Source organism: Staphylococcus rostri (assembly GCF_002902145.1).
In the GTDB taxonomy this organism is placed as follows: Bacteria; Bacillota; Bacilli; order Staphylococcales; family Staphylococcaceae; genus Staphylococcus; species Staphylococcus rostri.
The window spans coordinates 1-25,519 of sequence record NZ_PPRF01000014.1; the positions used below are offsets into that span (position 1 = coordinate 1).

24 protein-coding genes and 1 pseudogene are annotated in these 25,519 nt (G+C 41.1%); 23 read left to right on the forward strand and 2 right to left on the reverse strand.

The genetic code is table 11. The annotated features are described in order from the left end of the window. The 17 genes from CD122_RS01675 to CD122_RS01750 form a co-directional block, all read left to right on the forward strand. A partial coding sequence (locus CD122_RS01675; protein ID WP_142381170.1) for a DUF1430 domain-containing protein occupies nt 1-507 on the forward strand: 507 nt, incomplete at its 5' end. Further along, nucleotides 500-1,123, forward strand: a complete 624-nt coding sequence (locus CD122_RS01680; protein WP_103357291.1) for an ABC transporter ATP-binding protein — start codon at nt 500-502, stop codon at nt 1,121-1,123. The genes CD122_RS01675 and CD122_RS01680, both read left to right, overlap by 8 nt. Before the next feature lie 65 nt (nt 1,124-1,188). Further along, complete coding sequence (locus tag CD122_RS11735; protein WP_142381171.1) at nt 1,189-1,506, forward strand: hypothetical protein; 318 nt, start codon at nt 1,189-1,191, stop codon at nt 1,504-1,506. 347 nt (nt 1,507-1,853) lie between these two features. Beyond that, the gene (lspA, locus tag CD122_RS01685) at nt 1,854-2,339 is read left to right on the forward strand and encodes a signal peptidase II (RefSeq protein ID WP_103357292.1); all 486 of its coding nucleotides are present in this window, start codon (nt 1,854-1,856) and stop codon (nt 2,337-2,339) included. 3 nt (nt 2,340-2,342) lie between these two features. Next, complete coding sequence (locus tag CD122_RS01690) at nt 2,343-3,260, forward strand: RluA family pseudouridine synthase (protein WP_103357293.1); 918 nt, start codon at nt 2,343-2,345, stop codon at nt 3,258-3,260. 274 nt (nt 3,261-3,534) lie between these two features. After that, on the forward strand, nt 3,535-4,059 hold the full coding sequence (gene pyrR / locus CD122_RS01695) for a bifunctional pyr operon transcriptional regulator/uracil phosphoribosyltransferase PyrR (RefSeq protein ID WP_103357294.1): 525 nt from the start codon (nt 3,535-3,537) through the stop codon (nt 4,057-4,059). Between the two features lie 207 nt (nt 4,060-4,266). Next, complete coding sequence (locus tag CD122_RS01700) at nt 4,267-5,559, forward strand: uracil-xanthine permease family protein (RefSeq protein ID WP_103357295.1); 1,293 nt, start codon at nt 4,267-4,269, stop codon at nt 5,557-5,559. Nucleotides 5,560-5,580: 21 nt separating this feature from the next. Beyond that, complete coding sequence (locus CD122_RS01705; RefSeq protein ID WP_103357296.1) at nt 5,581-6,459, forward strand: aspartate carbamoyltransferase catalytic subunit; 879 nt, start codon at nt 5,581-5,583, stop codon at nt 6,457-6,459. A gap of 14 nt (nt 6,460-6,473) precedes the next feature. Further along, nucleotides 6,474-7,751 carry a dihydroorotase gene (locus CD122_RS01710; RefSeq protein ID WP_103357297.1) on the forward strand — a complete coding sequence of 426 codons (1,278 nt, stop codon included), beginning with the start codon at nt 6,474-6,476 and terminating at the stop codon, nt 7,749-7,751. Then, on the forward strand, nt 7,751-8,851 hold the full coding sequence (locus CD122_RS01715; RefSeq protein WP_103357298.1) for a carbamoyl phosphate synthase small subunit: 1,101 nt from the start codon (nt 7,751-7,753) through the stop codon (nt 8,849-8,851). The genes CD122_RS01710 and CD122_RS01715 overlap by 1 nt, the downstream gene beginning before the upstream one ends. Next, nucleotides 8,844-12,017, forward strand: coding sequence for a carbamoyl-phosphate synthase large subunit (gene carB, locus CD122_RS01720; RefSeq protein ID WP_103357299.1), 3,174 nt, complete (start codon nt 8,844-8,846; stop codon nt 12,015-12,017). Before CD122_RS01715 ends, carB begins: the two co-directional genes overlap by 8 nt. Nucleotides 12,018-12,031: 14 nt before the next feature. Then, nucleotides 12,032-12,796: a dihydroorotate dehydrogenase electron transfer subunit gene (locus CD122_RS01725; protein WP_103357300.1), complete on the forward strand. Its 765-nt coding sequence runs from the start codon at nt 12,032-12,034 to the stop codon at nt 12,794-12,796. Then, nucleotides 12,793-13,713, forward strand: a complete 921-nt coding sequence (locus CD122_RS01730; protein WP_103357301.1) for a dihydroorotate dehydrogenase — start codon at nt 12,793-12,795, stop codon at nt 13,711-13,713. The genes CD122_RS01725 and CD122_RS01730 overlap by 4 nt, the downstream gene beginning before the upstream one ends. After that, nucleotides 13,714-14,409 (forward strand): orotidine-5'-phosphate decarboxylase, encoded by a 696-nt coding sequence (gene pyrF, locus CD122_RS01735; protein WP_103357302.1) that lies wholly within the window; start codon nt 13,714-13,716, stop codon nt 14,407-14,409. Continuing rightward, the gene (pyrE, locus tag CD122_RS01740; protein ID WP_103357303.1) at nt 14,409-15,017 is read left to right on the forward strand and encodes an orotate phosphoribosyltransferase; all 609 of its coding nucleotides are present in this window, start codon (nt 14,409-14,411) and stop codon (nt 15,015-15,017) included. The genes pyrF and pyrE overlap by 1 nt, the downstream gene beginning before the upstream one ends. 100 nt (nt 15,018-15,117) lie before the next feature. After that, a complete protein-coding gene (locus CD122_RS01745) occupies nt 15,118-15,552 on the forward strand; it encodes a MarR family winged helix-turn-helix transcriptional regulator (RefSeq protein ID WP_103357304.1) in 435 nt (144 codons plus the stop codon). 2 nt (nt 15,553-15,554) lie between these two features. Then, complete coding sequence (locus tag CD122_RS01750; RefSeq protein ID WP_103357305.1) at nt 15,555-16,379, forward strand: N-acyl homoserine lactonase family protein; 825 nt, start codon at nt 15,555-15,557, stop codon at nt 16,377-16,379. 52 nt (nt 16,380-16,431) lie between these two features. On the opposite strand, the gene CD122_RS01755 is transcribed toward CD122_RS01750, so the two are convergent. After that, the gene (locus CD122_RS01755; protein WP_103357306.1) at nt 16,432-16,845 is read right to left on the reverse strand and encodes a VOC family protein; all 414 of its coding nucleotides are present in this window, start codon (nt 16,843-16,845) and stop codon (nt 16,432-16,434) included. 198 nt (nt 16,846-17,043) lie between these two features. Continuing rightward, entirely contained in the window at nt 17,044-18,747 is a 1,704-nt protein-coding gene (locus tag CD122_RS01760) for an Rqc2 family fibronectin-binding protein (protein WP_103357307.1), read from the reverse strand. A gap of 185 nt (nt 18,748-18,932) precedes the next feature. On the opposite strand from CD122_RS01760, the gene gmk reads away from it, so the two are divergent. The 6 genes and pseudogenes from gmk to priA all read left to right on the forward strand — a co-directional run bounded on the left by gmk (nt 18,933) and on the right by priA (nt 25,473). Further along, nucleotides 18,933-19,556, forward strand: coding sequence for a guanylate kinase (gene gmk, locus CD122_RS01765; RefSeq protein WP_103357308.1), 624 nt, complete (start codon nt 18,933-18,935; stop codon nt 19,554-19,556). Then, the gene (rpoZ, locus tag CD122_RS01770; RefSeq protein WP_103357309.1) at nt 19,556-19,765 is read left to right on the forward strand and encodes a DNA-directed RNA polymerase subunit omega; all 210 of its coding nucleotides are present in this window, start codon (nt 19,556-19,558) and stop codon (nt 19,763-19,765) included. The genes gmk and rpoZ overlap by 1 nt, the downstream gene beginning before the upstream one ends. Nucleotides 19,766-20,309: 544 nt before the next feature. After that, the gene (locus tag CD122_RS01780) at nt 20,310-20,900 is read left to right on the forward strand and encodes a type IV toxin-antitoxin system AbiEi family antitoxin domain-containing protein (RefSeq protein ID WP_103357311.1); all 591 of its coding nucleotides are present in this window, start codon (nt 20,310-20,312) and stop codon (nt 20,898-20,900) included. Between the two features lie 137 nt (nt 20,901-21,037). Then, nucleotides 21,038-21,655 (forward strand): annotated as a pseudogene (locus tag CD122_RS01785) (nucleotidyl transferase AbiEii/AbiGii toxin family protein); the annotation flags it as partial. A 198-nt stretch (nt 21,656-21,853) separates the two neighbouring features. Further along, nucleotides 21,854-23,068 (forward strand): bifunctional phosphopantothenoylcysteine decarboxylase/phosphopantothenate--cysteine ligase CoaBC, encoded by a 1,215-nt coding sequence (gene coaBC / locus CD122_RS01790; protein ID WP_103357312.1) that lies wholly within the window; start codon nt 21,854-21,856, stop codon nt 23,066-23,068. Continuing rightward, nucleotides 23,065-25,473 (forward strand): primosomal protein N', encoded by a 2,409-nt coding sequence (priA, locus tag CD122_RS01795; protein WP_103357313.1) that lies wholly within the window; start codon nt 23,065-23,067, stop codon nt 25,471-25,473. The genes coaBC and priA overlap by 4 nt, the downstream gene beginning before the upstream one ends. The last annotated feature ends 46 nt before the right edge of the window (nt 25,474-25,519 follow it).

Genomic DNA, 25,519 nt, shown 5'->3' on the forward strand with positions numbered 1-25,519 from the left:
TTAAATTATGGTTATTATTTTTCAATGTACTATTACTTTAAGAGTCATCTAGATAATCCATATGAAACAATACATTCAGGTTTAAAAAAACATAAAATTGATGGTGTAATTCAAAATGTGTATTCGGTTTACGATACAAAAGTAGGTATTGTGAATGAATTAAAAACGGAAATTTACAAATATGTCGGTTTGGCGCTACTCACAAGTATTGCATTCATCTTAACGACTTTGACGTTTATTCAAATTTACTTCAAGTCGTACCAGTTCCAAATTTTTCTTAAGCGTTCGTTGGGCTATAGTTACTGGTCGATTCACAAATGGATGTTGTTGTTCCTTGTCATGCTACATGTTTTAATGGGCGCATTACTATTAACAAGCCACAACATGATCGCAATATCAGTTTTTGCGTCAATTACGTTGATAGAGGCACTGTCTGTCGCATTCACATTTATGAAGTTGAATCGTGAAAATGTCAATCTGGTGTTAAAGGGGAAGAAAGATGATTAACTTACAAAACATTAATAAATCATTCGGTAACAAGCGCATTTTAGAAGATTTTAGTTTAACTATTAAGCAAGGTGAATTTGTCGTTATTCATGGGGCAAGTGGTAAAGGAAAGTCGACGTTACTTAATATCATCGGACTGTTAGAAAGTCCAGATTCAGGTACGATTACGTTTAAAGGACAAGCCATTCAAAAAGAGAAAGATAAGTTGGCGTTTAAACGAGAGGACATTGCCTATATTTATCAACATTATGGTTTGTTAGAGAACGAGTCGGTTTTAAAGAATTTGACATTGCCACTGAATGTGAATAAAAGTGACAGTGCACGTATTCAAGAAGTGATGTCACGTGTTGGATTAGCAGATATGCCGTTAAAAACAAAAGTGTATACGTGCAGTGGTGGTGAACAACAACGGATTGCGATTGCACGGGCGATTTTAAAAGCACCAAGCGTGATTATTGCGGATGAGCCTACTGGGAACTTGGATGACCACAATAGCGACACGGTCATGTCATTATTTAAAGAATTGAATGATGATGGTGTTACGGTTGTTTTAGCAACACATGAACCAGCTTATTTTGGTATCGGTAATCAAGAAATTAATTTAGATAGGCAATAAAAATCAGCAAGAAACAGTTACTAGGTTTATAGATAACTTGCAAGAATAATGAAAAGGGGACGACGATGAAAAGAGGGGTTATATTTTTTCTGGTATTGCTCATTGGCGTAGCGTATCTATTTATTAAAATTTCTCAAGATGTACCAGTTTATGGCTATTATGGCGGGTGCGAAAATGTAGATGATGTGCAAACGGATAAAAAGGGCACAGTATTAATCTACAGACATCGAAATCACATTGATATTGAAAGGAATGCAAACAATGATGAAGATTCGTGGTTAAGTCGAGTCAGAGATAAAATTGTAGATTTTACGTATCAGCGTCATAACAAACGACATCATCATGGAGAACTGCCAGAAAAGCATCGCATCACATGTGAATAATAGGGAACGGGACAGGGGCTGGGACACAATAAATTTAAGCACTGGGAAACCGATAAACGGTGTCCCAAAAGTAGGATTTTCGACAGAACTGCCACGATTTCGTCAAAATTTGAAAAGCAATTTTGCTCATCGTTCGGTTCTGCTCAAATCCTAAGCGCTTTTGTCCTAACCTCGTTGTCTCACTCAGTCAACTACTGCCATCTACATAAATACTCAAACTTAAATCGAATGTTTCTATATAATGTCCCAAGCTTGTGATGTCGTGATACATTTTCATCCATGAGTACCGTTCTTCAGTGCCAAGTGGTATAATAAAGCAATGAATCCACACAGAAAGGATTAAAGAAATGAAACGACACTATTATATTGGGCTGTCGCTTTTTATACTCATCGTTGTATTAATTGCGGATCAATTAACCAAATGGGTGGTTGCGACACAAATGATGATTGGTGATTCTTTCACTGTTATACCCAACTTCCTGTCGATTACGTCACATCGAAATAATGGCGCAGCGTGGGGGATTTTAAGTGGTCAGATGGGCTTTTTCATTTTGATTACAATTGTGATTATCATCGCCTTGGTTGTTTTTTATATCAGAGAGGCTAAGAATAATTTGTTCATGCAAGTCGCCATTAGTTTATTACTTGCAGGTGCACTTGGGAATTTCATAGATCGTGTGATGAATGGTGAAGTGGTCGATTTTGTGGATACACTCATTTTTGGATATGACTTTCCAATTTTTAATATTGCGGATGCGAGTTTGACACTTGGCGTAGGATTGCTCGTAATTCTCCTATTAACAGATAAAACAAATGATAAGAGAAAGGTGTAATTTATGGAACAACATCAATTTAAAATTGACGATGCGGCACATCATTTACAACGTATTGATAAGATATTACCAAGTTTTAATACGGAATGGTCGCGCAGTCAAATTCAAGACTGGATTAAAGAAGGATTGGTTTCAGTAAATGGCAAACCAGTGAAATCAAACTATAAACTTAAGTTAGATGATGAAGTGGTTGTGACGGAAAAAGAAGTGATTGAGGCAGATATCCAACCAGAAAATCTGAACTTAGATATTTATTATGAAGATGAGGATGTAGCTATTGTTTACAAGCCAAAAGGTATGGTCGTGCATCCATCTGCAGGGCATTATTCAGGTACGCTTGTGAATGGCTTAATGTATCAAATTAAAGACTTGTCAGGTATCAATGGTGAAATCCGTCCGGGTATTGTACATCGTATTGATAAAGACACGTCAGGATTGTTAATGGTTGCGAAAAATGATGTGGCGCATCGTGCGTTAGTAGAACAATTAATGGCAAAAACGGTTACGCGAAAATATACGGCACTTGTGCATGGTCATATTCCACATGAATTCGGTACAATTGACGCGCCGATTGGTCGTAATAAAAATGATCGTCAATCTATGGCGGTAGAAGATGACGGTAAACCAGCTGTTACACACTTCAATGTTCTAGAAAACTTTAAAAATCATACATTGGTATCATGCCAATTGGAAACTGGACGTACACACCAAATCCGTGTGCATATGAAGTATATTGGTTATCCATTAGTAGGCGATCCAAAGTATGGTCCGAAAAAGACACCAGACATTGGCGGACAGGCACTGCATGCGGGTGTGATTGGCTTTGAGCATCCACGTACAGGCGAATATATTGAACGCACAGCACCGCTTCCAGAGTCGTTTGAAGCAGTTATTGAACAAGCACGTCGAGAAGAAATCTAAAAAGGTCACAGTTCTGACACGTTACTTTTTCAAGAATTGTTTTGACAAGCTGCCTAAAAAAAGGTAAGATAAGTACCAGCAAAACAAACAAAATGATAACGTCTTTAAAAGGGGTCCAGAGAGGCTCAAAAGACATGATATATACGCAAAGAAGCGATGGCTTACTGGATGTTGGCGTACGAGAGACGTCTATCCATGTATCACGGCTGTTTCAGCTTTAGTTAAACTCATGTCTTAATGGCGTGAGTTTTTTGTTTGTATAGGAGGGTTTACGTTGACAAGTCGTATCATTTTAGATGAATCTGCTATCAATCGCACGTTGACGCGTATTGCGCATGAGATCTTGGAATACAACAAAGGCTCTGAAAATTTAGCGTTACTCGGTATTAAGACGCGCGGTGAATTTTTAGCGAAACGCATTCAGCAGAAGATTCAACAGATTGAAGCGGTTGAAGTACCAACAGGAACGATTGATATTACAAGTTTTCGTGATGATAAGGATGCCCGTCACATAGTCAATGATAAGACGTATATGATTGATACGGATTTGAATGATCGTGTGGTCATTATTGTCGATGACGTGCTTTACACGGGAAGAACGGTGCGTGCCTCACTCGATGCGATTCTGTTACACAGTCGCCCGAAGAAAATTGGTTTGGCAACGCTTGTTGACCGTGGTCATCGCGAGTTACCGATTCGCGCGGATTTCGTTGGTAAAAACATCCCGACTTCACACGAAGAATCCGTCAATGTTTATTTAACAGAAACAGATGATCGCAATGCGGTTATCATCACATAGCAACACCTTTTAATTCAGTACGAGAGACTGGCAAAGGTATGTTGTAACAATGGAAACATCAGACGAAAGTGATGTGGATACAGGTAGGGTGTATGCTTTACAAGTATCCATATTGCATAACGTCCCAAGATGCCTACACTGTTACACACCCCCAGTCTCTTAACGAAAATGTTAAGGGACTTTTTTTATAACGAAAGGAAGAACAACATGGAAAACGAACAAATGTTTAAAAGAACGGTGACTCCTGTATTGGATGTCAATGAAAAACCAAAAGCAGGACAGTGGGCATTTTTAAGCTTGCAGCATTTATTTGCGATGTTTGGTGCAACAGTATTAGTACCATTCTTAACAGGCTTACCCGTATCATCGGCTTTACTTGCATCAGGGATTGGGACATTACTCTACATCTTAATTACAAAAGGAAAAATTCCAGCGTATCTAGGTTCTAGTTTCGCATTTATTACGCCAATTATTACGGGGTTGAGTACGAACAGTCTTGGCGACATGCTAGTAGCGCTCTTTATGAGTGGTGTGATGTACGTCATTATCGGGATTGCGATTCGCATTAGTGGTACAAACTGGTTGATGCAATTGTTACCACCCGTTGTAGTAGGCCCAGTCATTATGGTTATCGGCTTAAGTTTAGCACCAACAGCTGTTAACATGGCAATGTTTGAAAACTCAAGTGCAATGAAAGATTACAACTTAACATATGTGGCAGTAGCGGCGATTACGCTGTTTGTCACATTACTTGTCCAAGGTTTTGCGAAAGGCTTCTTCTCACTGATTCCAGTACTTATCGGAATCGTAGTCGGCTACATTACCGCAATTTTATTCGGAATTGTCGATTTCAAGCCGGTTGCTGAAGCGCGCTGGTTCCAATTCCCAGACATCTACATTCCATTTGCAGATTATCAGCCATCATTCCACATCGGTCTGGTAGCGGTCATGTTGCCAATCGTGTTTGTAACTGTAAGTGAGCATATCGGTCATCAAATGGTTATCAACAAAATTGTCGGTCGTAACTTCTTCAAAGATCCAGGCTTACACCGTTCAATTATCGGTGATGGGGTATCGACAATGTTCTCAAGTATTATCGGTGGTCCACCAAGTACAACATACGGCGAAAACATCGGTGTACTTGCGATTACGAAAATTTATAGTATCTATGTTATCGGTGGTGCGGCAGTCATCGCGATTATCCTTGGCTTTGTCGGTAAGTTTACAGCGTTAGTATCATCCATTCCAACGCCGGTCATGGGTGGGGTATCTATCCTATTGTTCGGTACGATTGCCGCGAGTGGTTTGCGCATGATTGTGGAAAGCCAAGTAGACTTTGCGAAAAACCGCAACTTAGTGATTGCATCAGTCATCTTAGTTATCGGTATTGGTAACATGATGTTGAACTTATCAGATGTCGGTGTACAACTGACAATTGAAGGCATGGCATTATCAGCGACAGCAGGAATCGTCTTAAACTTGTTATTACCAAAAAACTAACATTTTAGAGGAGGATCCATTATGAAACATCTTGTCTCAATGGCGGAATTAACGATTGAAGAAATGCAACATTTGATTGATACAGCAATACAGTACAAAAAAGGGACTGTACAACCAAGTCTTAACGGTAAATATATCGCGAACTTATTTTTCGAAAACTCAACGCGTACGAAGTGTAGCTTTGAAATGGCGGAACAACGCCTCGATATGAAAGTGATTAACTTTGATACGGCGACGTCATCGGTGAACAAAGGCGAATCACTTTACGACACGTGTCGTACGTTACAGAGTATTGGCTGCGATGCGCTTGTAATACGTCATCAAGAAAATGATTACTACAATCAGTTATTAAACATGGGTGTACCGATTATTAACGGGGGAGACGGTAGTGGTCAACATCCAACGCAAAGCTTGCTTGACTTAATGACAATTTATGAAGAATTTGGTCGCTTTGAAGGCTTGAAAGTTGTTATCTGTGGCGATATTAAAAATTCAAGGGTTGCACGCAGTAATTATCACAGCTTAACAGCGCTCGGGGCGGAAGTTGTATTCTCGAGCCCTGAAATTTGGCAAGACGATGACATGCCAGGCGGGTATGTCAACTTGGACGATGTGATTTCAGACGTGGACATTGTCATGCTATTACGTGTGCAACATGAACGTCATGGTGAAGATGAACAACACTTTGATGCGGCGACATATCATGAGCGATATGGTTTATCACAAGCACGCTATGATCAAATGAATGAACAAGCGATTATTATGCATCCAGCACCGGTGAATCGCGGTGTAGAAATTGCAGATAATCTCGTTGAAGCACCGAAGTCACGAATTTTTAAACAAATGGAAAACGGCGTATACATACGTATGGCTGTATTAACTGAAACAATACAATCTTAAAGGAGCGAGACAAGATGAAATTAATTCAAAATGCACAAATTTTAGAAGCGGGATCTTTGAAAAAGGTAGATGTGTTAATCGACGGTAAGAAGATTAAACAAATTGCAGAAACGATTGAAGCGACAGATGACATGACGGTTATCGATGCAAAGGGACAATTTCTAGCACCGGGATTTGTTGATGTGCACGTTCATTTAAGAGAACCGGGTGGCGAACATAAAGAAACGATTGAAACGGGGACATTAGCGGCAGCGCGTGGTGGTTTTACAACGGTATGTCCAATGCCAAATACGAAGCCAGTGCCAGATTCAGTGGAGAATATGGAAAGATTGAATCAGTTAATCTCAGATAATGCGCATGTTCGTGTATTACCTTATGCGGCGATTACAGAGCGACAAGCTGGGAAGCAACACGTTGACTTTGAAGCATTAACAAACCTAGGTGCGTTTGCGTTTACGGATGACGGTGTCGGTGTCCAAGAAGCGGCGATGATGTATGAAGCGATGCAAAAGGCGAAAGCACAAGGGAAAGCAATCGTTGCACACTGTGAAGATAACAGCTTAATCTACGGTGGCGCAATGCACGAAGGAAAACGCAGTGCGGAGTTAGGTATCCCAGGTATTCCAAACATCTGTGAATCTGTTCAAATCGCACGTGACGTGTTATTGAGTGAAGCGACAGGCTGTCACTACCACGTGTGTCACGTATCAACGAAAGAAAGTGTGCGCGTGATTCGTGATGCGAAACGTGCAGGTATTCACGTGACGGCGGAAGTAACGCCACACCACTTATTATTAACTGAAGATGACGTGCCGGGCGACGATGCAATGTACAAAATGAATCCACCGTTACGTAGCCAAGCTGATAAAGCAGCGTTAATTGAAGGATTACTAGACGGTACGATTGATTGTATCGCAACAGACCACGCTCCACACGCAGCAGACGAAAAAGCACAAACGATGACACGTGCGCCATTCGGTATTGTTGGCAGTGAAACGGCATTCCCGTTACTTTACACACACTATGTAAAAACTGGCGAATGGACGTTACAACAATTAGTGGATTACTTAACAATTAAACCAGCTGACACATTCAACTTGCCATACGGTCGACTTGCGGAAGGTGAACTCGCTGACTTAACATTAATCAACTTGGAAGATGAATTTGAAATCAAAGCAGAAGACTTCTTATCAAAAGCAACAAACACACCATTCCTTGGAGAAAAAGTATACGGTAATCCAGTTTTAACAATGGTTGAAGGTGACATTCGATACGAGGGGGATCACGCATAATGTTTGAAAAGCGCTATATCGTTCTAGAAGATGGTACGCATTACACAGGGTTCAAGTTGGGTTCAGACAACTTAACAAAAGGTGAGATTGTGTTCAATACAGCAATGACGGGGTATCAGGAGACGATTTCTGACCCGTCTTATACGGGACAGATTATTACGTTCACGTATCCGCTGATTGGAAATTACGGCATTAACTACGACGACTTTGAATCATTAACACCAACGTTGAATGGCGTTGTCGTGAAAGAAGCGTGTGCGTATCCTAGCAACTTCCGCGCACAAAAGTCATTTGATGAAGTATTGAAAGAATACGATATTCCAGGTATTAGTGGTGTCGATACACGTAGTATTACGAAAAAAATTCGTGAGCACGGTGTGTTAAAAGCAGCATTCGTTGACAATGCAGACGAGATTGACGCGATGATTGAGACGCTTAAAACAATTGAATTACCGAGAACGGAAGTGCCAACAGTCTCAACGAAAACACCATATGTGTCTACTGGTTTTGACAAACGTGTCGTACTTGTCGACTTTGGTAAAAAGCAAAATATCGTACGTGAATTGAATGCACGTGGTTGTGAAGTAACAGTGGTGCCTTACGATACGACAGCAGAAGAAATTTTAAAAATGTCACCGGACGGCGTGATGTTATCGAACGGCCCTGGGGATCCAGACGATGTAAAAGTTGCGCTAGATATGATTAACGGCATTCTCGGCAAAATTCCATTCTTCGGTATTTGCCTAGGTCACCAGCTTTTCGCATTATCACAAGGGGCAACATCATTCAAAATGAAGTTCGGTCACCGTGGTGCCAACCATCCAGTTAAAGACTTAGCAACAGGTAAAATCGCCTTAACAAGTCAAAACCATGGTTATGCGATTAACGCAGATTCTATCGCACAAACGGATCTTGAAATCACACATATCGCATTAAACGACGGCACAGTAGAAGGCTTAAAACACAAAACATTACCAGCCTTTTCTGTACAGTACCATCCAGAAGCTTGTCCTGGTCCGACAGATTCCAACTACTTATTCGACCAATTCATCGACTTGATGGAAGAAAACAAACAAAAGGAGTGCGTTCACAATGCCTAAAAGAAATGATATTCAAACAATTCTTGTGATTGGTTCAGGGCCAATCATTATCGGTCAAGCAGCGGAATTCGACTACGCGGGAACACAAGCGTGTCTCGCCTTAAAAGAAGAAGGATACCGTGTCATCCTTGTGAACTCAAACCCGGCAACGATTATGACGGATAAAGAAATTGCCGATAAAGTATATATTGAGCCACTTACACACGACTTTATCGCACGTATTATCCGCAAAGAACAACCGGATGCATTGTTGCCAACACTTGGTGGACAAACTGGTCTGAATATGGCAATTGAACTGCATGAAAGTGGTGTGCTTGAATCGAACAATGTGCAACTGCTTGGAACGGAGCTTGCGTCGATTAATCAGGCGGAAGATAGAGAGTTATTCCGTGCGTTAATGAACGACTTGAATGTACCAGTACCTGAAAGTGACATTGTTAATACGTTGGAACAAGCTTTTGCGTTTAAAGAACAAGTGGGCTACCCATTAATCGTACGTCCTGCCTTTACAATGGGTGGTACTGGCGGCGGTATTTGTTACAATGACGAAGAATTACATGAAGTCGTATCGAATGGTTTGAAATACAGCCCGGCGACACAATGTTTAATCGAAAAATCAATCGCAGGTTACAAAGAGATTGAGTATGAAGTAATGCGTGACAAAAACGATAACGCAATCGTTGTATGTAACATGGAAAATATCGACCCGGTTGGGATCCATACGGGAGACTCGGTTGTTGTAGCACCAAGCCAAACATTGTCTGACGTTGAATACCAAATGTTACGTGATGTGTCATTAAAAGTGATTCGCGCGTTAGGTATAGAAGGGGGATGTAACGTACAACTTGCGTTAGATCCACATTCAATGAACTACTACATTATCGAAGTGAACCCACGTGTATCACGTTCATCAGCCCTTGCATCTAAAGCGACAGGTTATCCGATTGCGAAACTTGCGGCGAAAATCGCAGTAGGTATGACATTGGATGAGATGAAAAACCCAGTAACGGGAACGTCTTACGCGGCATTTGAACCAAGTTTAGACTATGTGGTATCAAAAATCCCACGTTTCCCATTCGATAAGTTTGAAAAAGGGGAACGCGAACTCGGTACGCAAATGAAGGCGACAGGGGAAGTCATGTCAATCGGTCGCACATACGAAGAATCACTTTTAAAAGCGATTCGTTCACTTGAATACGGCGTGCACCACTTAGGCTTGCCAAATGGCGAATCATTCGACCTTGATTACATTAAAAAACGTATCGAAGCACAAGACGATGAACGCCTGTTCTTTATCGGAGAAGCGATTCGACGTGGTACGACTTTAGAAGAATTGCATGAAATGACAAAAATCGACTACTTCTTCTTGCATAAATTTAAAAACATCATTGATATTGAACATACGTTAAAAGCACATAAAGGCGATGTCGACTACTTGAAATTGGCAAAACGATACGGTTTCAGTGATCGCACCATTGCACACCGCTTCGAAATGACAGAAGCAGAAGTTGCAGCATTACGTGAACAACACGGTATTAAGCCGGTTTACAAAATGGTAGATACGTGTGCGGCAGAGTTTGAATCAGCAACGCCATATTACTACGGCACGTATGAAGAAGAAAATGAATCCATCGTCACAGAAAAAGAAAAGATTATCGTACTTGGTTCTGGACCTATCCGTATTGGTCAAGGTGTGGAGTTCGACTACGCGACGGTACACGCGGTATGGGCGATTCAAAACGCAGGTTACGAAGCAATTATCGTGAACAATAACCCGGAAACGGTATCGACAGACTTCTCAATTTCGGACAAATTGTATTTTGAACCGTTAACAGAAGAAGATGTGATGAACATTATCGACCTTGAACAGCCAAAAGGTGTTGTCGTACAATTCGGTGGTCAAACGGCAATTAACTTAGCAGACAAGCTCGCGAAACACGGCGTTAAAATCCTCGGTACCTCTTTAGAAGACTTGAACCGTGCGGAAGACCGTAAAGAGTTTGAAGCGTTGTTACGCAATATTGATGTCCCACAACCAAAAGGGAAAACAGCAACGTCAGCACAAGAAGCGTTAGATAACGCGCGTGAAATTGGCTACCCTGTTGTCGTACGTCCATCATACGTACTAGGCGGTCGTGCGATGGAAATTGTGTACAACGATGATGAATTGCACAACTACATGACAGAAGCGGTAAAAGCAAGTCCAGATCATCCGGTACTTGTTGACCGTTACTTAACAGGTAAAGAAATTGAAGTCGATGCGATTTGCGACGGAGAAACAGTGATTATCCCAGGTATTATGGAACATATCGAACGTGCAGGTGTTCACTCAGGTGACTCAATTGCGGTATACCCACCACAAACATTGTCACAAGCTGAGATTGATACATTAGAAGCATACACAATCAAACTTGCAAAGGGCTTAAACATTGTCGGTTTGATTAACATTCAATTTGTCCTTGCACATGATGGCGTCTATGTTTTAGAAGTAAACCCACGTGCGAGTCGTACAGTACCATTCCTAAGTAAGATTACAGGTATCCAAATGGCACAATTGGCAATGCGCGCGATTATGGGCGAAAAGCTAGCAGAACTTGGCTTTGAACAAGGTGTCCAACCATATCAAGAAGGCGTGTTTGTGAAAGCACCGGTATTCAGCTTTAATAAATTGAAAAATGTCGACATTACACTTGGACCTGAGATGAAATCAACGGGTGAAGTCATGGGGCGTGACTTAACGCTTGAGAAGGCATTATTCAAAGGCTTAACAGCTGCAGGTATGACGGTAAAAGATTACGGTACAGCGTTGATTACTGTGAGTGATAAAGACAAAGATGAAATGGTTAAAATCGCACAACGTCTGAACGCAGTCGGCTACAAAATTATTGCGACTGCAGGTACCGCACGCAAATTAGCAGAACATGATATTAAAGTGGAGACAGTTGGCAAAATCGGTGGTCACGATGATTTAATTTCAAAAATTCAAGCTGGCGATGTTCAAATTGTCATTAATACGATGACAAAAGGTAAAACAATCGAACGTGATGGTTTCCAAATCCGTCGTACATCAGTAGAGAACGGCGTACCATGTTTGACATCATTAGATACAGCAAATGCATTAACGAACGTGATTGAGAGTATGACATTTTCAATGCGTAATATGTAGGAGGGACGAAAGCGGTGGAAAAGTTAACAGTCATTTCAAATGAACAGATTGCAGATCGCATTTATGAATTGAAAGTAGCTGGACCGGTTGTAGACGCGTTAAAACAACCGGGGCAGTTCGTTCATATTAAAGCAGGACAGGGGACACAACATATGTTGAGACGTCCGATTTCAATTTGTGAGATTGATCCAGCAAACCAAAGTTTTACGATGTTGTTCCGTGCTGAAGGTGCAGGAACTCAGAAGATTGCAGCACTGCGTCAAGGGGACGAGTTAGATATTCTCGCCCCTCTTGGCAACGGCTTCCCGGTCGAGAAAGCGAAGCAAAAAGCATTGCTCGTTGGTGGCGGTATTGGTGTGCCACCGCTTTACGAACTCTCAAAACAACTCAATGCACGCGGTATTGAAACAGTTCATGTACTCGGTTTCCGCTCGCAAAAGGATGTGTTTTATCAAGCGCAATTTGAAGCATTAGGTGAGACACATATTGTGACGGAAGATGGTTCACTAGGGACACAAGGCTTTGTGACGACGGTCATTGACAAGCTACCAGTCGATTATGATATTTACTACACATGTGGGCCGAAACCGATGTTAAAGGCGTTGACTGAGCTAGACACATTGAAAGACGTACCTGGCTACATTTCACTTGAAGAACGTATGGGATGTGGTATTGGTGCTTGTTACGCGTGTGTCTGCCACGTACCAGAAAGCCCAACTGACTATGTCAAAGTATGTACAGATGGACCAGTATTCGAAAAAGGAACGGTGATACTATGAGTCGTTTGAACGTTGAAATCCCAGGCTTGTCACTTAAAAATCCAATTATGCCAGCGAGTGGCTGCTTTGCCTTTGGTGCAGAATATAGTCAGTTCTACAACCTTTCTGAACTCGGCGCGATCATGATTAAAGCGGCAACGAAAGAAGCACGCTTTGGTAATGAAACGCCACGTGTTGCGGAAACGGATAGTGGAATGATTAATGCGATTGGGCTTCAAAATCCAGGGGTGCATCACATTTTAGACCATGAATTAAAAGCGTTAGAACAATACGATGTGCCAATTATCGCAAATGTCGCAGGTTCGGTTGAAGAAGATTACGTGTATGTGGCTGAACATATTTCAAAAGCACCGAATGTAAAAGCGTTAGAGCTAAATATTTCGTGCCCTAACGTTAAAGAAGGCGGTATGCAGTTTGGTGTGGATCCACAAGTAGCGGCTGAATTGACACGAAAAGTTAAGGCAGTATCGTCAGTACCTGTCTACGTGAAACTATCACCTAACGTGACAAATATTGTTGAAATGGCAACAGCGATTGCGGAATATGCAGATGGTTTAACGATGATTAACACATTAGTAGGCTTACGTATTGATGCGAATACGGGTAAACCGATTATTAACAATATTATTGGTGGCTTGAGCGGTCCGGCAATTAAACCGGTCGCATTGCGCATGGTCTATGAAGTACGCAAAGCCTTACCAGACATACCAATTATTGCGATGGGTGGCGTGCAAGACGTACAAGACGTTATCGACTTTATCTCGGTTGGTGCGGATGCCGTTGCGGTTGGTACGGCGAACTTCCAAAATCCAACGGTGTGTAAAGATATTATTGACGGCTTGCCAGCGCGCTTGGACGAACTAGGCGTGACGCATATTCACGAACTTAAAGGACGTACACAAGGAGGACATAGCTAGATGAAACAAACACCGATTATCGCATTAGATTTTGCGACGAAGGACGAAGTGATGACGTTTTTAGCGAAGTTTGACACGCCGTTGTTTGTGAAGATTGGCATGGAGCTGTTTTATCAAACGGGTCCAGCGCTACTAGAGGAAATCAAACAACAAGGGCATGACATTTTCTTAGACTTGAAACTCCATGACATTCCTAACACAGTAGGCAAGGCGATGGAGGGGCTTGGTCGTTTGAATGTCGACCTTGTGAACGTTCATGCGGCAGGTGGCTCGGTCATGATGCAGCGTGCCGTAGAAGGGTTACGTAGCACCAACCCTGATACGAAAATTATTGCGGTGACACAGCTGACATCGACAACAGAAGATCAATTACATCATGAACAGAAGATTGATATGTCGATGGAAGAAGCGGTATGTCATTACGCGAAATTGGCACAGACATCAGGGTTGGACGGAGTGGTGTGTTCACCACTTGAAGCGGCTGCGATAACGGAGCACTGTGGCCCGTCGTTCTTGAAGGTGACACCAGGTGTGCGTCCGGCGAATGCAGACGTGAACGATCAGAAGCGTGTGACGACACCGGAGCAGGCGAGACAGCTCGGGTCGACGCATATTGTTGTAGGTAGACCGATTACACAAAGCAGTGATCCGGTCGCAAGTTATCATCAAATTACAGAAAGTTGGTTAGGCGAATAATGGTAAAATCAATTGCACAATCGTTATTAGATATTGAAGCGGTCTCTTTATCACCCAATGACATGTTTACTTGGAGCTCAGGTATTAAATCTCCAATTTATTGCGACAACCGTGTTACGTTAGGTTATCCAGCAGTACGTGAAGCGATTCGTGATGGTTTAATTGACTTGATTCAACAGCACTTCCCAGAGGTGGAAATCGTCTCAGGCACAGCAACAGCAGGCATTCCACACGCAGCGTATGTATCTGACAAAATGGGCTTACCGATGAACTATGTTCGTTCAAAAAGCAAAAGTCACGGGAAACAAAATCAAATTGAAGGCGCGAATAGTAAAGGGAAAAAAGTCGTCGTGATTGAAGACTTAATCTCAACAGGTGGCTCATCCATTACAGCGGTAGAAGCATTGCGCGAAGCAGGTGCAGAAGTATTAGGTGTTGTCGCCATCTTCACTTATGGTCTACAAAAAGCCGACGTTATGTTTGGTGATGCAGGCGTACCATTCTACATATTAAGCAACTATGATGAGTTGATTGAAGTGGCAGAAGCACAAGGTAAGATTACTGCGAACGATATTGAAACACTCGTATCATGGCGCAACCAATTATAGAATAGATAAAAAAACGCTAAACGCATAAGAAAAAATGCGCTTAGCGTTTTAATTTGACATATAGTACACCTAGGTGTACTATATGTCAAAGGAGGTTAATATGGATAAACACAGTTTTGAACAATTTAATGAAATGCATTTAACCTTTATCAAGGTAAATCAGTTAATAAATGAAGTGATTGAAGAACAAAATATTAATATTTCACGTGAACAATTAGGCGTCTTCAAGTTGTTACTTAAGCATAAACAATTACCTTTAAAAACAATCGCAGAGAAGCAAGGCGTTTTTAAGACAGCTGTTTCTAAGCGCATCAAAAAGCTTGAAGAAAGAGGCTTTGTGAAGCGACTAGATTCATCAGATAAAAGAGAAAAAGTAATTGCGCTTACAGATGAAGGTTTAACATTTTATGAAGAAAGACAACAAATATTATATGAAGGCTTTATGAAGAAGTTAAATTTAGATGAAGCACAAGCACGTTTATTTTTTTCATATATGCATGAAGTAAATCAATTGATTAATCAAGGAGAGAAATAGATATGACTGACCAAATTAAAATTCACATCCTACATACAGGGGAAGTGATCGTTGACGAAGCATTACCATTTGGCTACGAATCCAATCGACCACTTGCATGGACCGGGCTTTTCCGTTCTAAAAAACATCAAATTAGTATTCCGGTTTCTGTATATTTAATCGAACATCCTAAAGGGTTGATTTTAATTGATACAGGATGGCACACGGATAATAGAACAAAACAAATCAGAAACTTATCATTCCAATATCCTGTCAATAAAGCAGATCTTCCAGAAGGTCAAGCCGTACATGAACAATTAAAGAAACTGGGCTATGAACCGAAAGATATTGATTATGTGTTAATGAGTCATATGCATTGTGACCATGCTGACGGATTACGCCATGTTAAAGATGCTAAAAAGATTCTATTAAGTGAACCAGAATATAAGGCGATTAAAAAAGACAAAATGCATTATCTTGCACATGAATGGAAAGGCGTGACGCTCAATACTTTCCCATTCTCTCATACTGGATTGGGACCAAAAGGGTATTCATTCGACTTATTTGGCGATGGCACAATACAATTGATTTGGTGTCCAGGTCATAGTAAAGGGCTATGTGCAACGATGGTTAAGCGTGAGAAAGATGACCGCTTTGTATTACTCGCTGCTGATGTAGGTTATGCCAATAAATCATGGGAAGAAAATATTTTACCTGGTGTTTTAGATAATAAAAAAGAGGCACAAGCTTCATTGAACTGGGTACGTCAAAAAGCAGCAGATGAAAATTGTATAGAATCTTTAGCAAACCATGACGCTGAAACAAAACCACATACGATTGTATTATAACGATGTAAAAAAGACCCCCGATATGGTGGTCTTTTTTGGTTCACACATATTATTATTTTTGTGTTTCGGGTAAGGCGAGTTGGAAGTTCACGCCAAACTTGTCTTGCACCCATGCGAACTCACGATATTGTGGTGGCATGGCTGTTTTCGGCATGAGAATGGCACCGCCGTCTTTCAAGCCATTGAATAGGCGTTCCATCTCAAAAACATCTTTAACGGTCACGTACATTGACATGGCAGGTGTCATATCAATCGGTGCACCGTTGATATTGTCGATGGCCATAAACACTTGGTTGTTTAAAGTGAAAATGGCGTGTTGTACTTTGCCTGCTTGTTCCGGGATACTGTCATCGTATTTGACCATTGTAATGATTTCACTGTCTTCAAATAAGGAAGTGTACTTGTTAATGGCCGCTTCCGCATCACCATTAAACATTAAAAACGTCGTAATTTTAGGTATTTGCATCACACATGCTCCTTTATGAATTATTTTCACGCGATAGGCTTATGCTTTTACTTCTGTATATAACCCGTTACAATAAAGTTAAATCATTTATGGAGGTTATGACTTATGATTAGTATGCATTTTTTACTACCTATTTTAGCGATGTTAGTCGTATTTGGCGTTGGCTGGCTATTCGTACGCTGGTACTTAAAATAAAACTTAAGATTCCGTACGCTTCAACGCTTGGATTTTATCATAATCCGGTGTCGCATAGCGTGTCTTCTGATTGTCATAGGTTACAAAGCCAGGTTTCGCACCGCTCGGCTTATGCACATGGCGAATTTGCGTGTAGTCAACAGGGATTTGTCCCGATTGACCGGCTTTTGAAAAGTATGCCGCAATCATCGCAGCTTCATCAATCGTTTGTTCGGATGGGGCATCATTGAGAATAACAACATGACTCCCTGGAAAGTCTTTCGTATGGAACCAATAATGCGACTTTTGTGCACGCTTATTCGTTAAATAATCGTTCTGCTTGTTATTTTTACCAACAAGAATCGTGTCGCCATCTGTTGATTGATAAGTTTGTAACTTAACCGCGGATGCTTTCTTTTTCTTGTGCTGTTTGCGCTGACGAATATAACCTTGCTCCGCCAATTCTTCACGGATTTCATCAATATCATCTACTGTAATATGTGCCAGTTGCTGTTCGATATTTTCGAAATACTGGATATTCTCTTCCGTCAATTCAAGTTGATGTGTTAGTTCGCGCTCACGTGTTTTCATACGATTGTATTGCTTGTAATAGTATTGCGCATTTTCGGCAGGGGACTTCATCGGATTTAACGGAATCGTCACTTGTTCCCCAGTATAATAGTTGAGCGCTTCTAATTCCTTATCGCCTTGTTTCAACTGATAAATGTTTGCGGTAATTAACTCGCCATACAGTTGTTGCATTTCCTTTTCCTGCGTACCTTGTTGTTCGTCAATCAGCTTGCTGCGTTTGTTTTGATACTTCTGTAATAACTGTTGAACAAGCTTCACAAGGTCATTGGCACGCTGTTTCACTCGGGCACGTTCTCCACGTGCATCGTAAAAGCGGTCGAGCAGTTCATGTAATGACTCGTAGCGTACGACATCATCATCGAATTGTGCCAGTTCCATAAAGTAAAAATCTTCCTTGCCAGTTTCGTGATTTTTATGAAATACCGGAACGGGTGGTGCGTCGGTAGCTGCCATTACTTCGTCAAACGCTTCAGGTAACGTATGCGGCGTCATAAAATGTCTTCTCGATACGATTTCCTTCGTGATGAGTGGCGAAAACCCTTCAAACGTCTGTAACAGTTGTCGGTCGATACGTCCCGCATTGAAGTCGATGAACGGTAAAACGTCCGCTCCTTGATAGTCGTACGGATTGTGTTTATTTTGTGCTGGTGGTCCTTCATATTGGAAACCAGGCATGACAGTACGATACTGGTTCGTATTCGGCGTCAGATGTTTAAACCCTTCAATAATTTTATAATCCTGATTAACGAGAATTAAGTTACTATGTTTCCCCATAATTTCTAAAATAACTGTTCTATAAATTGTGTCGCCAATCTCGTCCTTGCTTTCGACATCAATTTCCACACGACGGTCGTTATCAATTTGGCGTATCGCACGCAAAATACCACCTTCTAAGTGCTTACGAAACACACGTGCAAACATCGGTGGTTCAAATGGATTATCATATTTTTTCGTTGTCAGGTGGATACGTGCGAAGTTAGGGTGAATCGACAACAACAATTGATGGTTTTTGCGGTTTTGTCGAACAATCATCAGCACGGTATCATTTTCAGGCTGATTAATTTTGTGGATACGACCACCTACCAAACTTTGTAAATCAGCGACCATTTTTCTCGTAAAGAGGCCATCAAATGCCATATTTTTTACCACCTTTCAATCATATCATCACATCATTATAGCATATCTTAGCGCTCCATCGTGTTCACGGCGTTCTAACATGACGTAAAAAGGGCGGTGTTGTAATACTCGCCCTATACAAGTGAAAACAACTTGTGTTAAGATATGTTAATAACTAGAAGAAAAACGTAGAAAGGTCGTTAGGCATGGATACTGAAAAAGGCTTACTTATCGTTCTGTCAGGTCCCTCCGGTGTGGGCAAGGGTACTGTTAGAAAACGTATTTTCGATGATCCCAACACATCTTATAAATATTCAATCTCGATGACGACACGTGATATGCGCGAGGGCGAACAAGATGGCGTGGATTATTTCTTTAAAACCCGTGACGATTTTGAACAACTGATCGAACAAGATGCATTTATTGAATACGCGGAGTATGTAGGGAATTACTACGGTACACCCGTTCAATATGTCAAAGATACAATGAATGAAGGGCATGATGTGTTCCTTGAGATTGAAGTGGAAGGTGCCAAGCAAGTGCGCAAAAAGTTCCCAGATGCATTGTTTATCTTTTTAGCACCACCAAGTCTTGACCATTTGAAAGAGCGTTTGATTGGTCGTGGGACAGAGTCATCAGAGAAGATTCAACGCCGTGTGGATGAAGCACGTAAAGAAGTTGAAATGATGAACTTATATGATTATGTCGTTGTTAACGATGAAGTAGACTTAGCGAAAGACCGTATTCAGTCGATTGTAGAAGCAGAACATCTGAAACGTGAACGCATCGAAGCAAAATATCGAAAAATGTTATTGGAGGCTAAAAAGTAATGTTATATCCACCGTTACATCAATTACAAGATAAAGTGAATTCAAAATACTTAATCGCAACTACTGCCGCTAAACGTGCACGAGAAATTCAAGAAAACCCTGAAGGCTTATTGTTAGATGATTATGTAAGCAAGAAAACAGTAGGGCGCGCACTTGAAGAAATGGCTGTAAGTAAAGTTGTGCCTAACGTAGACCTAAAAGATTATTAAGCATAAATGACTATGGACTTAGCTTGAGTAAAGAGCTAAGTCTTTTTTTACCTTAATTTAGGCAGAAGAGGTTGGGACAAAAGCGTTTAGGATTTGAGCAGAACCGAACGATGAGCAAAATTGCTTTTCAAATTTTGCCGAAATCGTGGCAGTTCTGTCGAAAATCCTGCTTTTGGGACACCGTTTATCGGTTTCCCAGTGCTTAAATTTATTGTGTCCCAGCCCCGAAGAACATTGAGGTTGGGACACCGTTTATCGGTTTTCCAGAACTTAATTTTATTATGTCCCAGCCCCAAGCAGATGAGGATTTGTATGACATCACTTTGGGTTTACTCGCTAAAGCGTTTGATGAAAGTATTGAGGATGTGTTTTCTAGAATTGAGGTTAAACGTTATACAGTTTTCTATCATTTACCAAAAGCGCGTACTTTGGTGGCAATTCTTTTGAAGGAATTAAATCCGAAATAGTTGGTAAAAAAGAAATAAAATGCTAACATTTAACCGAAGTGTTAGCATTTTATTTCTGATGAAAGGAGAGTACTATTATGAATAGTATTGAAAATATTATAACCTCTTTTCAAGAACATCAAGGCTTCTTAACTTTTCAACAAGTAGTTGAAGAGAATCTCCCCTACAAAATGTTGTTAAAAATGATTGAGGAAGGGCAAGTAGAGGTTGAAACAAAAGGGCTATATCGCCTCCCTGATACTTATCTGGACGAATGGTTTGTGGCACAGCAACGTTTTTCAAAAGGGATTTTTTCTTTAGAGACCGCTCTCTGGCTACATGGACTATCACTAACAGTCCCTTTTGAGATGACCATGAGTTTCCCTTATGGGACTAATACTAAAAATATTAAAGTAGAAGGCATACGCCCGATAGTGCTTCGTTCCAATTATGATGAAGGAATTATTGTGCTTGAGCGACAAGCAGGTCAGAAGATTAAGGTATATGAGCCTGAGCGAGTTTTAGCAGAGTGCCTCAGACCAGTTTATCAAGTCGATGTTCAAATTATAGCCCCCGCATTTAAGATGTATTTTCAACATCACAGAGTTAACTATTCAAAACTTTTTCACTATGCACAGTTATTCAAGGTGACGAATAAGTTACAATCTTATATGGAGGTATTAGCCTAATGTTTTCCAATGCAAATAGCTTTAAGGCAAAGATTAAGAATATGGCTAAGGGATAGAGATATTCCTGCTCAGCAGCTTCAGCAAAACTTCCTTATTGAACAGGTGTTGAAGTTGATTGCTAAAAGTTCTATAAAGATTCATTCGTTGTGAAAGGTGGTTATCTAATCGGACAATTAATAGGTCTTGATAAGCGAACTACAATGGATTTAGATGTAACCCTTAAAGGGACGAAACTTAGTCAAGAGAACTTGATTGAAATCTTCAAAGAGATTCTTTCAGATTCGGATGATATCTTTTCATTTGAAGTAGACAAACTAGAGCCAATTCGCCAAGATAATCAGTATGGAGGCTTTTCTCTAAAACTCAATGCTACATTTGATACGTTAAGAGAGGTTGTCTTTATCGATATCACAACAGGTGATAAGAATACGCCTCGAGAAATTACGTATTTGATGCCATCTCTGTTTACAAATGAATTTATTGAGGTTTGGACTTATAATTTAGAGACCGTCCTCGCTGAGAAATTAGAAACCATTATTAGCCGAGGAATAGCTTCAACACGTCCTCGTGATCGCTATGACCTTTTTACCGTGTATCAACTTAGAAAAGACGAAATAGATTTTGATGTATTACGTAAAGCTTTGGGCAATACTGTAGGAAAACGAGGTAGCGAAGAGTCTATAGATAACTGGGAAAGTCAGTTAAATGGTATTGAGGCTTCTGATTATCAAAAACAACTTTGGACAAGTTATTAAAGACAATTCAAATATGCACAAGATATTTCCTTTGAGGAATCTGTTTTGGTTGTTAGAGACATCATGAGAGCTATTATGTGATCAAAAACGGTTCATTACCTTATTATGTAGGGAACCGTTTTTTATGCATCAATTTATGAAATATCATGATAAATATATTATAATGCACATAAGAGTCTACAATTCAGGAGTGAAACTATGAAGCACATTTTATTAGCGGTGACGGGCGGTATCGCAGCCTATAAAGCGATTGATTTAACGAGTAAATTAACACAAGCAGGTTATGATGTACGTGTCATGTTAACGGAACATGCACAACAATTTGTGACGCCATTATCGTTTCAAGCGATTAGTCGTAACGCGGTTTATACGGATACATTTATCGAGCAAAACCCTGCTGAAATTCAACATATCACATTAGGCGATTGGGCGGATGCGGTGATTATTGCGCCAGCGACGGCCAACACGATTTCAAAGTTAAGTCATGGGATTGCTGATGATATGGTGACGACTACGCTCCTAGCGACGACAGCACCGAAACTCATTGCACCGGCTATGAATGTACATATGTATGAAAACCCACGCATACAGGCGAATATGGCAACGCTCAAAGCGGATGGTTATCACTTTTTAGAACCGGGAGAAGGGTTCTTAGCGTGTGGCTATGTCGCAAAAGGACGTATGGCGGAACCATTGGATATTATTGCATCATTGAAACAGTTAAATGAGGGTACGCAGCTTGAGAATGTAACAGAGGCGAACGGTTATTTTGCGGGGAAACATGTGCTTGTGACAGCTGGACCGACAGTGGAAGTGATTGATCCTGTTCGCTTTGTGTCTAATCGTGCTTCGGGCAAGATGGGCTATGCGATTGCGGCAGCCTTAGTGGAACAGGGGGCACACGTAACATTAGTTTCGGGCCCAACGCATTTAACACCACCAGACGGCGTAACATTTGTGTCAGTGACAAGTGCTGAAGAGATGTTTGAAGCGGTCGTATCGCGCTACGATGCACAGGATATCGTTTTTAAAACAGCGGCGGTATCAGACTATACACCGGTGACCAAATTGACGCATAAAGTGAAAAAGCAAGACGGTAATTTGACCGTAGAATTCGAACGTACGAAAGATATTTTGAAATACTTAGGCGAACATAAGACAACGCAAAAATTAGTAGGTTTTGCGGCTGAAACCCGTGATGTTGCACATTACGCTCAGGATAAATTAGCGCGTAAAAATGCAGATGTGATTATCGCGAACAATGTAGGTGACCGTTCGATTGGTTTTAACTCAGACCAAAATGAAGTGACGATGTATTTCAAAGGTGGTGACGTTCAACCGATTGATAAAGGTGAGAAAACAGCATTGGCGTATCAAATTTTAAGTGCCCTAGAAAGTAGATGGGATGTATGATTGCACAAGTTATCGTAGACGTTGCTGCCAAAAGTGTAGATAGAACGTTCGATTACCTTGTACCCGAAGATTTACAAGATGTCATACAACCAGGCGTACGTGTGCTCGTTCCATTTGGCCCACGTAAAATTCAAGGCTATGTGATGCAACTTGTGCCTGATGAACAATCAGATATTCCGCTGAATCGTTTAAGACCTGTTTATGAAGTGAAAGACATTCAACCTGAGTTGACGGAAGAACTTGTTAAGTTGAGTGAGTGGTATAGTCATTACTTTGTATCCAAACGTATTTCGATGCTGGAAGCGATGTTACCGAGTGCGATTAAGGCGAAGTATACGAAGGCATTTCAGGTGAAAGAGGTTGGAGCATTGCCCGCATCACTTGCACAGCGGTTTAACCAAGAAGGTATCTATCCATATAAAGCGGCACAAGACAATGAAGATGTTGCCGAACTGTTAGCGTATATGAAACAAGGTGCTGTTGAAGAAGTAACGCTGTTATCACAACATACAAATAAGAAAAAGCAACGGGCGGTACGTGTGGCAGACCCAGAGATGGGTGATAGTCTATTGACAGACTTGGAGAAGCGCCCGAAACAGTATGATGTGTTGGCATTTTTATTAGATGAGCGTCATCGTGATGTGTTATTGCGCGAGTTGAAAGATATTGGATTTTCAACATCAGCAATTAATACGTTAGAAAAAAATGGTGTGATTGAAAAGTATGATGTTGTCGTTGAACGTGATCCGTATGAAGGACGCGTATTTGAACAAGAAAACAAACAGCAACTGACCGAAGAACAACAAGTCGCATTTGATAACATTAATCGTGCAGTCGAAGCGCAACAAGCGGAAACATTTTTACTACACGGTGTGACGGGTTCAGGTAAAACAGAAGTATATCTACAGATTATCGATCAAGTGCTTGAACGACAACAAGAAGCAATGATGCTCGTGCCAGAGATTGCGTTAACACCGCAAATGGTCCAGCGTTTCAAACGCCGCTTTGGAGATGAAGTAGCCGTGTTACACTCAGGTTTATCACATGGCGAGCGTTATGATGAGTGGCAGAAAATTCGTGACGGCCGTGCCCGTGTCAGTGTCGGTGCACGTTCAAGTGTCTTTGCGCCATTTAAAAATCTAGGCATTATTATTATTGATGAAGAACATGAAGCGACTTATAAACAAGAAGATTATCCACGCTACCATGCAAAAGAAATTGCAGAATGGCGTAGTCGCTACCATCAATGCCCACTCGTTCTCGGTAGTGCGACACCAAGTCTGGAAAGCTATGCACGTGCAACGAAGAACGTCTATACGTTGTTATCGATGCCGACACGTGTCAATCAACAGCCATTACCAGAAGTTAAAATTCGTGATATGCGTGAAGAATTAGCAAACGGCAATCGCTCCATCTTTTCAGAAGATCTCGCTGAAGCCATTGAGACACGCCTAAACAGACAGGAACAAGTCGTCCTATTCTTGAACCGACGTGGCTATGCATCATTTATGTTATGCCGTGACTGTGGCCATGTCCCGCAATGTCCGAACTGCGATATTTCAATGACGTACCATAAAACAACTGATGAACTTAAATGTCACTACTGCGGTCATCATGAACCTGCGCCATTTCAATGTCCGAGCTGTGGTAGCGAACATATTCGTCAAATGGGCACAGGGACACAACGCGTTGAAGAACTGATTCAAGAACGCTTTCCATCCGCACGTATTATTCGTATGGATGTCGATACAACAAGTAAAAAAGGCAGCCACGAAAAGCTACTGAAAGCATTCGGAGACGGAAAAGGCGATATTTTACTTGGCACACAAATGATTGCGAAAGGATTAGACTTTCCAAACATTACACTTGTTGGGGTACTCAATGCAGATACGATGTTGAACTTGCCTGACTTTCGCTCGAGTGAACGGACGTATCAAATTTTAACGCAAGTGGCCGGTCGTGCAGGCCGTCATGAGAAGAAAGGGGAAGTAATCATTCAAACGTATAACCCCGATCATTATGCGATACAAGACGTTAAGGCGAGCGACTATCTGTCATTTTATAATAAAGAAATGTCATTCCGACAGTTGGCGAAATATCCACCGTACTTTTTCTTGATTAACTTTACAATTACACATGAAAAGATGAAAGTCGCATTACAAGCAGCATCACACGTTCACCAAATATTACTACAACATTTGACAGATAAAGCCTTTATACTCGGTCCTGCACCAGCGGCATTGTCGAGAATCAACAACGAGTTTCGGTTCCAAATCTTATTGAAATATAAAAGTGAACCAGAGTTGATTCATGCGTTACGTTATTTAGATGACTACTATCACGAGCGTTATGAACAAGATAAACTCGCATTACGTATCGATATCGGACCTTATATGATGATGTAGCATTACGTGGACAAAATATAAGTAAAGTTAGGGGTGGTGACCGTGT